Genomic DNA, 8,262 nt, shown 5'->3' with positions numbered 1-8,262 from the left:
GAGTCAACGTCTTCTGGGCACTGATTCGTGACCGACGGTGCTACCAAGTCGTACCCCCAGTGACTCACGTGGCTTGACTTCAAGATTGGGAAGCGGGCTGCTGCTGGGTGACGCAGTGGATGCCGCCGCCGCCCGTGCCGAGGCGGTCGATGTTCAACTGCTCGATGACGCGGTCCGGGTAGAGGCGGGCCAGGGTCGCCCTGGCCGCCTGGTCCGCACGGGTGTCGCCGAAGTGGGCGCTGATGACGGCGCCGTTGCAGAGGTAGTAGTTGGCGTAGGAGGCGAGGAAGTCCCGGCTGGTGGAACGGATCTTGTCGTAGTCCGGGCCCTGGAGGCGCAGGACGTCCATCGGGCTGCCCGTGGCCGTCGTCGAGGTAGACAGGATGCTGAACTGCCGGCGTGCGTCGCGGGCGTAGGCGTCGGTGTCGGAGGCCAGCGGCATCTGGACGAGGGCCTCGCCGGGGGCGAGGAAGCGGGACGTGGCGTCGACGTGGTCGTCGGTGATGTCCTGGCCCCGGACCCCGTCGAACCAGATGACCTTGGACGCGCCGTACGCCTCGCACATCGCCGAGGTCAGCTGCCGCTCCGACATCCCGGGGTTGCGGTTGCGGTTCACGAGGCTGCTGCGGGTGGCCATCAGGGTGCCGGCGCCGTCCTGCTCGATGGCGCCGCCCTCGCCGACGAGGTCGGCGGAGGTGAACGGGACGCCCACGTAGGCGGCGATCCGTTCGGCGACGAGGGCGTCCTTGGCGTGGGCCTGCTTGTTGCCCCAGCCGTTGAAGTTGAGGCCCACGGTGTCCAGGCCGCCGGCCCCGTCCGTACGGAAGACGGGGCCGCTGTCGCGCATCCAGCAGTCGTCGACGGGGATGGAGCTGATGACGGTGACCGTGGAGCCGCACATCGAGCGGGCCTTGGCGGCGCTGCCGGAGTTGGCGCACATGACGACCGGTTCGTACTTCGCGGTCGTACGGGCGATCAGGGCGATGTCCGCCTGTACGCCGCTCAGCTTGCCTCCCCAGATCGAGGTGCTGTCCGGCCATGCCATCCAGGTGCGGGCGTGGCGGACGTCCTCGACCGGAACCCGGAAGGTGCCCGCGGTGGCGCGGGCCCTGCCCTGGGACGTCGTGGCGAGGGCGGCGCCGGCGGCGGTCGCTCCGGAGGCGACGAGGAATCCTCGCCTGTTCAGGCCTCGGGTCATTTCTGCCTCCTGTGTGGGGGTGCCTACGGGGACGACAGCTCCTGGCGGGCCGCCGCGATCCGGTCCGGGTTCCAGCCGGGGTGCGGGACGGAGTCCAGGAGGAGCCGGGTGTACGGGTGTTGCGGCGCGGCGAGCACCTGCGCGGTGGCGCCGGCCTCGACGACACGGCCGTGGCGCATGACGAGGACCTCGTCGGTGACGCACCGGACCACGCCGAGGTCGTGGGTGATGAAGAGGTAGCCGATCGGGGTCTGTTCGCGGATGTCGGCGAGCAGATTGAGGATCTGGGCCTGTACGGACACGTCGAGGGCGGCGACCGCCTCGTCCAGGACGAGAACGGCGGGTTCCACGGCGAGCGCGCGGGCGATGGCGACGCGCTGGCGCTGACCGCCGGAGAGGTGCCGGGGCAGCGCTTCGGCGGCTCGGCTGCCGAGGCCGACCTGGTCGAGGAGTTCGCGGATGCGGGGCTCGGGGTCCCGGTCGGGGAAGTGCAGACGCAGCGTCTCGCGGAGGACCTGGTCGACGCCGGTCCTGGGGTCGAGGGACAGATAGGGGTCCTGGAAGACCATCTGCACCTCGCGGGCCCTGGCCAGGCGCCGGACCCGTCCGCGTGCCCGGGCGGGGCGGGCCCGGCCCCGTATCCGTACCTCTCCCTCGTCGGCCCGATCCAGACCGACGACGATGCGGGCCGTGGTGGTCTTGCCGGAGCCGGAGCCGCCGACGATGCCCAGCGAGCCGCCTTCGGGGAGCGTGAAGGACACACCGTCCACGGCCCGTACGGTGCCGAAGGCGCGGCTCAGGTCGACGGCCCGCAGGAGGGGCTCGGGCGGGAGAGGTTCAGGCAGGACGGTTTCAGGCAGGAGCTCAGGCATCGACGACCGCTCCCTTCTCGGCGAGCCGGTCGCTGTGGTGGCACGCGGCGAGGTGTTCGGGCCGGCCGGGGGCCCGCAGCGGTTCCGGTGCCGCCTCCCGGCAGATCTCGGTCGCGAGGGGGCAGCGGGCGGCGAAGGGGCAGCCGGTCAGGGGGGTGCGCGGGTCGGGCGGCTGTCCGGGGATGGCGGAGAGTCTGCCGCCGGGGGTGGAGAGCCGGGGTGTGGAGGCCAGCAGGGCCGCGGTGTACGGGTGTCGGGGGCCCTCGAAGAGGACGTCGGCGGGGCCGGTCTCGGCGATCCGTCCGGCGTACATGACGTACACGCGGTCGCTGATCGCCGCCGCCAGGTCGAGGTCGTGGGTGACGAACAGCAGCCCGGTGCGGAAGCTCGCGCGCAGTCGGGCGAGGAGGGCGATGACCTCGGCCTGGGTGGTGACGTCGAGCGCGGTGGTGGGTTCGTCGGCGAGGAGGAGCGCGGGATCGCCCATGAGCGCCGCGGCGATGACGACGCGTTGCAGCATGCCGCCGGACACCTGGCTCGGGTACTTCGCAAGGGCGGTGTCGTCCAGGCCGACGGCCGCGAGGAGTTCCACGGCCCGGTCCGTGGCGCCGGACTCGTCCATGGTCCCCGCCGACCGGACGCCCTCGGTGAGGAAGTCGCCGATGCGGCGCAGTGGGTTGAGGGCGGCCCGCTGGTCCTGGAAGATCATGGCGACGGTGCCCGCGCGCAGGGCGCGCAGCCGGTCCGCGGTCATGGTGAGGACGTCGCGGCCCTCGACCAGGACGGTGCCCTCGATGGTGGCGCCGGACGGCAGCAGGCCCAGGGCGCTGCGTGACGTGAGGGACTTTCCGGAGCCGGACTCGCCGACGAGGGCGACGGTCTCGCCCGGGCCGACGGTGAGGTCCACGCCGTCGAGGACGGGTCGGGCGGCGCCGGGGAGGGTGAGCCGCAGGCCCCGGATGCCGAGCGTGGGGGTGACGGACGGCGGTGGCGTCGGCGACGCGGAGGTGGGTGGGGACAGCGGTCTCATCGGGCCCTCCTGGCCACGCGGTCGGCCCAGCGCTCTCCGACCACGTTGAACGCGACGACGGTGAGCACGACGAGGACGCACGGCAGGATCGCGGAGAGCGGGTAGCCGTGCTGGATGGCGGTCTGGCCGTCGAAGACCATGCGGCCCCAGTCGGGCGTGAGCGGTGGCACGCCGAGGCCGAGGAAGGACAGGCCGGCCAGGTCCATGAGGGCGTAGCCGAAGTTGATGGTGGACTGGGCGAGGACGACGGGGGCGATGTTGGGCAGGATGTGGCGCAGGCAGATCTGGAGCGCCGAGTGGCCCTGGACCCGGTAGGCGCTGACGTACGGACGGGCTCGTTCGGCTAGGACGAGTGAGCGGGTGAGCCTGCTGACGTACGGCAGGTAGGCCACGCCCAGCGCGACGACGGGGGCGAGCAGGCCCTCTCCGTACACGGAGACGACGAGGATCGCGAGGAGCATCCCGGGGAAGGCGAAGACGAGTTCGGTGGAGCGGGACAGGACGGAGTCGAGCCAGCCGCCCCGCCAGGCCGCGGCGGTGCCGACGGCCACGCCCACGAGGGTGGAGAAGGCGACGACGCCGAGCGGCCCGAGCAGGGAGGTACGGGCGCCGAGGAGGAGCCGGGAGAGGGTGTCGCGGCCGGCGGCGTCGGCGCCGAGCGGATGGTCGGCGGAGGGGCCGGCGAGCGCGCCGCCGAGGTCGACGGCGTTGGGGTCGTGGGGCACCGCCCAGGGGGCGAGCAGGGCCGCGGCGACGACGAGTCCGACGAAGGCCAGGCAGGCGAGGTGCAGCGGCGAACGGCCGGAGGCCGCGCGGAGTTTCGCCAGGCCCGGGCGCCGGGTGAGGACGGCGGTCATACGGCGGCCCCTCTCGTTCCGAGGGTGATCCGGGGGTCGACCAGGGGCAGCAGGAGGTCGACGATCAGGTTCACTGCCATGAAGAGCGCCACGATGATGAGGGAGACGGCCTGGACGGTCGGGAAGTCCTTGGTCGTGGTGGCGAGTTCGAGGAGCTGGCCGATTCCGCCGATGCTGAAGGCGGTCTCCACGAGGATCGTGCAGACCAGCAGGGTGGAGACGATCAGGCCGCCGGTGGTGAGCACGGTCCCGAGCGAGTTGCGCAGCACATGGCGGCGGATGACGAGGCGTTCGGGGACGCCCCGGCTGCGGGCGACGGTCACGTGCTCGCTGTCGAGCGCTTCGAGCATGGCGGCGCGGGTGACGCGGGCGAGCATCCCGATCAGATAGAGCGCGAGGGCGATCGCCGGCAGGGTCAGGTGCCACACCATGTCGAGGAACCCGTCGCCTGCGCCGCTGCTGGGGAACCAGCCGAGGTTGACGGCGAAGAGGCCCTGAAGCAGCACGGCGGCGACGAAGGACGGGGTGCCGATCGCGAAAGCGGTGGCGACGAGGACGGCGGAGTCGGTGGTGCCACCGCGCACGGCGGCGATCCGGCCGAGCAGCAGCCCGACGATGACGACCACGGACAGCGCCATGGTGATCAGCAGCAAGGTGGTGGGCAACCGGTCGGCCAGGAGCCGCGAGACGTCCGTGCGGTACGTGAGGGAGCGGCCGAAGTCGCCCTGGACCATGTCGCCGAGCCAGCGCAGATAGCGCACCGCGAACGGGTCGTCGAGGTGGTAGCGGGCGTTGACGGCGGCGAGCGCCTCGGGTGAGGCCGAGCGGCCGGAGAGCAGGAAGCTCGCGGGGCTGCCGGGCGCCAGGTACATGGCGCCGAAGACGACGAACGAGGCGACGAGGAGGGTGGCCGCCATCTCGGCGACCCGCCGTGCGGCGAATCTCAGGAAGGCGACGGGGTTCACGGCGTGGCCCCCGAGCCCGGCGCCTTCGCGTCCGTCGCCCCCGCGTCGGTCGACCCCGCGTCCGTCGCCCCCGCGTCGGTCGACCCCGCGCCCCCCGGTCCCGCGGCGCCGACGTCCGCCGCCCACGGGTAGTACATGTACGCGATGGTCGTCGGGGCGCCGGTGATCCTCTTGCTGAGGAAGAGGGCGGTGGGCCACTCCGCGACCGGGATCCAGGGCAGCTGTTCGGCGGCGTGTCGCTGGAGCTCGCTCTCGACGCGCAGCCGCCGGTCCTTGTCGTAGGTGGCGGTGGCCTGCTCGATCAGTCCGTCGTACCGCTTGTCGCTGTACCCGGCGAAGTTGAGGTACGCGCCGGTCCTGAAGTTCGTGAGGAGGTCGAGCGGGTCGGTGATCGAGTCGTAGTAGGTGAGCGGGAACATGTCGATGCCCTCGCGGGCCTCGGGGTCGGTGAAGAGCGCGGTGAAGGCGTTCGGGGCGACCGACTTGAGGTTGATCCTCAGCCCGATCTCGCTGCCGGCGGCCTGGACCGCGGTGGCGAGGAGGGAGACGTCCTGGCCGATGGAACTGGTGGCGACCGTGAGGGACGTGCCGGTGGCCCCGGCCTCCTTGACGAGCGCTCGCGCCTTCTCGACGTTCCGGGTGGTGGGCGGCAGTCCGTCGAAGGCCGCCTTGCGCACCTCCGGTGGGGCTCCCGCCCAGGCGGCCCTGGTGGTGAGGGAGCTGGTGGCGCTCCCCGCGCCGCCGAGGCCGGCCTTCACGAAGCCGGAGCGGTCCAGGGCGAGGGAGAGCGCCCGGCGGACACGTACGTCACCGAGTGCGCCCTTCATGTTGGTGATGCCGAGGTTGACCGTGCTGAGGCCCTCGCCGAAGTAGAGGGTGCCGACGCCGCTGTCCTTGAGGCGCCCGTAGCTCTCGGTCGGGATGAGGTAGCCGCCGTCGACGTCCCCGCTGAGCATGGCGTTGGTCCGGGCGGACGGGTCGGTGAGGAAGCGGAAGACGACCTTTCCGGCCTTGGCCCGGGTGCCCCAATGGCCGTCGAAGCGCGTCAGTTCGAGCGACTGCCCCTTCTGCCAGGCGCCGAGCGCGAACGGACCGGTGCAGGCGAGGCCGCCGGAGGTGCCGTAGTCGGCGCCCGCCGCGGTGACCCCGGCCTTGGAGGCGACGACACCGGCGGCGGTCGCCATGTACTGGGGGAACTGCGAGTCGGGCTTCTTCAGCTTGACGGTGACCTGGAGGGGTCCGGTCTTGCGTACGGAGGCGACGTTCTGGAAGTTCTGCGCCCAGGCGGCGGAGTTCTTCGGATCCGTCTGCCGGCCGAGGCTGAAGACGACGTCGTCCGCCGTCATGGTCCCGCCGTTGTGGAACCGCACCCCGCGCCGCAGGTCGTACACCCAGGTGGTCGGATCCGGGTTGGTCGCCTTCTCCGCGAGCCCGGGTTCGAGCGTGAGCCCGGGGGTCCAACGCATCAGGCTCTCGCAGACGTTGGAGAGGATGGTGTTCTGCGGGTAGTCGAACGCCATCGTGTAGTCGAGGGTGGGCGGCTCCGCGTAGATCGCCCAGGTGAAGGAGTCGATGTCCCCCTTCGGCTTGGGGGTGCCGGCCGAGAGCGCGAACGAGGCACCGGGTCCGTCCGCCCCGCCACGGGGCGGGCCGGCGCAGGCCGCGAGGGCGGTGAGGGCGGCGACCGAGGTGAGGGCCGCGAGTACGGTCCTCGCGGGGCGACGTCTCGGGACGCGGGGCGGGGGCGGTGCGGTGCTCATCGTCGCGCTCTCTTTCGGTACGGCGGGGGAGGGATTGCCGAGGGTTTCCCGCGGGGTTACGCGCTGAGGGGTTTCCGGGGTTACGCGTCGGGGCGGGCGGCCGCCGGGATCTGCTGGGTGATGCAGTGGACACCGCCGCCGCCGTACGCGATCACCGGAGCCGGTACGCCGACGACCTTGCGGTCCGGGTAGGCGCCGGCGATCACCTCCAGGGCGGCCATGTCCTGGGGGGTTCCGGCGACCGGGACGACGACTGCGCCGTTGGCGACGTAGTAGTTCAGGTACGAGACCTCCACGCGCACGCCGGCGACCTCGGTGAACACGGTCTGGGGGACGTCGACGATCTCCAGGGCGCGGCCCCGGGCGTCGGTCGAGACCTCCAGGACGGCACGGTTGGCCCGCATCCGGGCGTGGTCGGGGTGCTCGGGGTCCTCGGGCAGGGAGACGACGACCTTCCCGGGGGCGGCGAAGGCGCAGACACCGTCGACGTGGCCGTCGGTCTCGGTGTCGAGCAGCCCGCCGTACGGGAGCCAGATCACCTTCTCGACACCGAGCTGCGCCTTCAGCTCGGCCTCGATCTGCTCGCGGCTCGACTCCGGGTTGCGGTTGGGGTGGAGGAGGCACTGCTCGGTGGTGATGAGGGTGCCCTCGCCGTCGACGGTGATCGCCCCGCCTTCGAGGATCATGTCGGAGGCGATGCGGTCGACGCCGAGGCGCTCTAGGAGCAGGGCGCTGATCCGGTCGTCGGAGTCGTAGGGGTGGTGCTTGCGGCCCCAGGCGTTGAAGCGGAAGTCGACTCCGGCGCGACGTCCGTCGCCGTCCAGGACGAACAGCGGCGCGGAGTCCCGGAACCAGGAGTCGTCGAGGGGCAGTTCCACCACGGAGACGGTGTCGCCGCAGTGGGCGCGGGCGTCGTCCCCGAAGCCGGGCGGGGCGACCATGGTGACGGGCTCGAAGCGCGCGATGGTGCGGGCGACGTCCGCGTACTCCTGCTTCACGGCGTCGAGGACGCCGTCCCACAGTTCCACGCGGGTGGGCCAGGCCATCAGGCAGCCCTCGTGCTCGGACCACTCGGCGGGCATACGGAAAGCGGTCATCGGGGGTCTCTTTTCGGTCGTTGGGAAGGAAGCGTGGTCCTAACTGAATTTTCAGTCAAGACTCTGGGCATGAGAAAGCTCGGTGAGGATCGGAGGAAGCGGATCGGGTTGGGCGGATCAGAGGAAGTAGAGGCGGCTCAGGGAGACCTCGTCCGCCGGCTCGGAGCGCATGGGCGCCCCGTCGAGCGTCACGAGGCCGCTGCGCCCGTCGACCTGGACGTCGCCGAGGCGGGAGTTGAGCAGCAGGTCGGCCGGACCGATGCCGCGGGTGCCGCGGACGGCGACCCGGCGACGGCGGGTGGCCAGTGCGCCGTACGGGCGGCCGAAGGAACCGGACTCGGCGGCGGCTCGGCTGACGAAGGCCACGGAGAGCTCCGCGGGGGTGGCGCCGTGGGCTCCGAACAGGGGGCCGAGGACGAGGGGTTCGCAGGTGTCGGTGGCGGCGTTCGGATCGCCCACGACCCCCCACGCGGGGAAGCCGTT

At 72.0% G+C, this 8,262-nt stretch carries 7 protein-coding genes and 1 pseudogene; all 8 read right to left on the bottom strand.

What is annotated here, in order from left to right; all coding sequences use genetic code 11:
- Positions 1 to 79 precede the first annotated feature (79 nt).
- On the bottom strand, positions 80 to 1,198 hold the full coding sequence (locus tag ACFVZW_RS36205) for an agmatine/peptidylarginine deiminase (RefSeq protein ID WP_384530733.1): 1,119 nt from the start codon (positions 1,196 to 1,198) through the stop codon (positions 80 to 82).
- Between the two features lie 23 nt (positions 1,199 to 1,221).
- Positions 1,222 to 2,070 carry an ABC transporter ATP-binding protein gene (locus ACFVZW_RS36200; protein WP_384530731.1) on the bottom strand — a complete coding sequence of 283 codons (849 nt, stop codon included), beginning with the start codon at positions 2,068 to 2,070 and terminating at the stop codon, positions 1,222 to 1,224.
- Positions 2,063 to 3,100, bottom strand: a complete 1,038-nt coding sequence (locus ACFVZW_RS36195; RefSeq protein ID WP_384530729.1) for an ABC transporter ATP-binding protein — start codon at positions 3,098 to 3,100, stop codon at positions 2,063 to 2,065. Before ACFVZW_RS36195 ends, ACFVZW_RS36200 begins: the two co-directional genes overlap by 8 nt.
- On the bottom strand, positions 3,097 to 3,957 hold the full coding sequence (locus ACFVZW_RS36190) for an ABC transporter permease (protein WP_384530727.1): 861 nt from the start codon (positions 3,955 to 3,957) through the stop codon (positions 3,097 to 3,099). Before ACFVZW_RS36190 ends, ACFVZW_RS36195 begins: the two co-directional genes overlap by 4 nt.
- Positions 3,954 to 4,922 (bottom strand): ABC transporter permease, encoded by a 969-nt coding sequence (locus ACFVZW_RS36185; RefSeq protein ID WP_384530726.1) that lies wholly within the window; start codon positions 4,920 to 4,922, stop codon positions 3,954 to 3,956. The genes ACFVZW_RS36190 and ACFVZW_RS36185 overlap by 4 nt, the downstream gene beginning before the upstream one ends.
- Positions 4,919 to 6,682 carry an ABC transporter substrate-binding protein gene (locus ACFVZW_RS36180; RefSeq protein ID WP_384530724.1) on the bottom strand — a complete coding sequence of 588 codons (1,764 nt, stop codon included), beginning with the start codon at positions 6,680 to 6,682 and terminating at the stop codon, positions 4,919 to 4,921. Before ACFVZW_RS36180 ends, ACFVZW_RS36185 begins: the two co-directional genes overlap by 4 nt.
- A gap of 80 nt (positions 6,683 to 6,762) precedes the next feature.
- Positions 6,763 to 7,779 carry an agmatine/peptidylarginine deiminase gene (locus tag ACFVZW_RS36175; RefSeq protein WP_384530722.1) on the bottom strand — a complete coding sequence of 339 codons (1,017 nt, stop codon included), beginning with the start codon at positions 7,777 to 7,779 and terminating at the stop codon, positions 6,763 to 6,765.
- Between the two features lie 117 nt (positions 7,780 to 7,896).
- A pseudogene (locus tag ACFVZW_RS36170) lies at positions 7,897 to 8,262 on the bottom strand (urease subunit alpha); the annotation flags it as partial.

This window comes from Streptomyces sp. NPDC059567 (genome assembly GCF_042735655.1).
GTDB lineage: Bacteria > Actinomycetota > Actinomycetes > Streptomycetales > Streptomycetaceae > Streptomyces.
The sequence above is the reverse complement of the archived record's forward strand: the minus strand, read 5'-3'. Positions and strand labels throughout refer to the sequence as shown.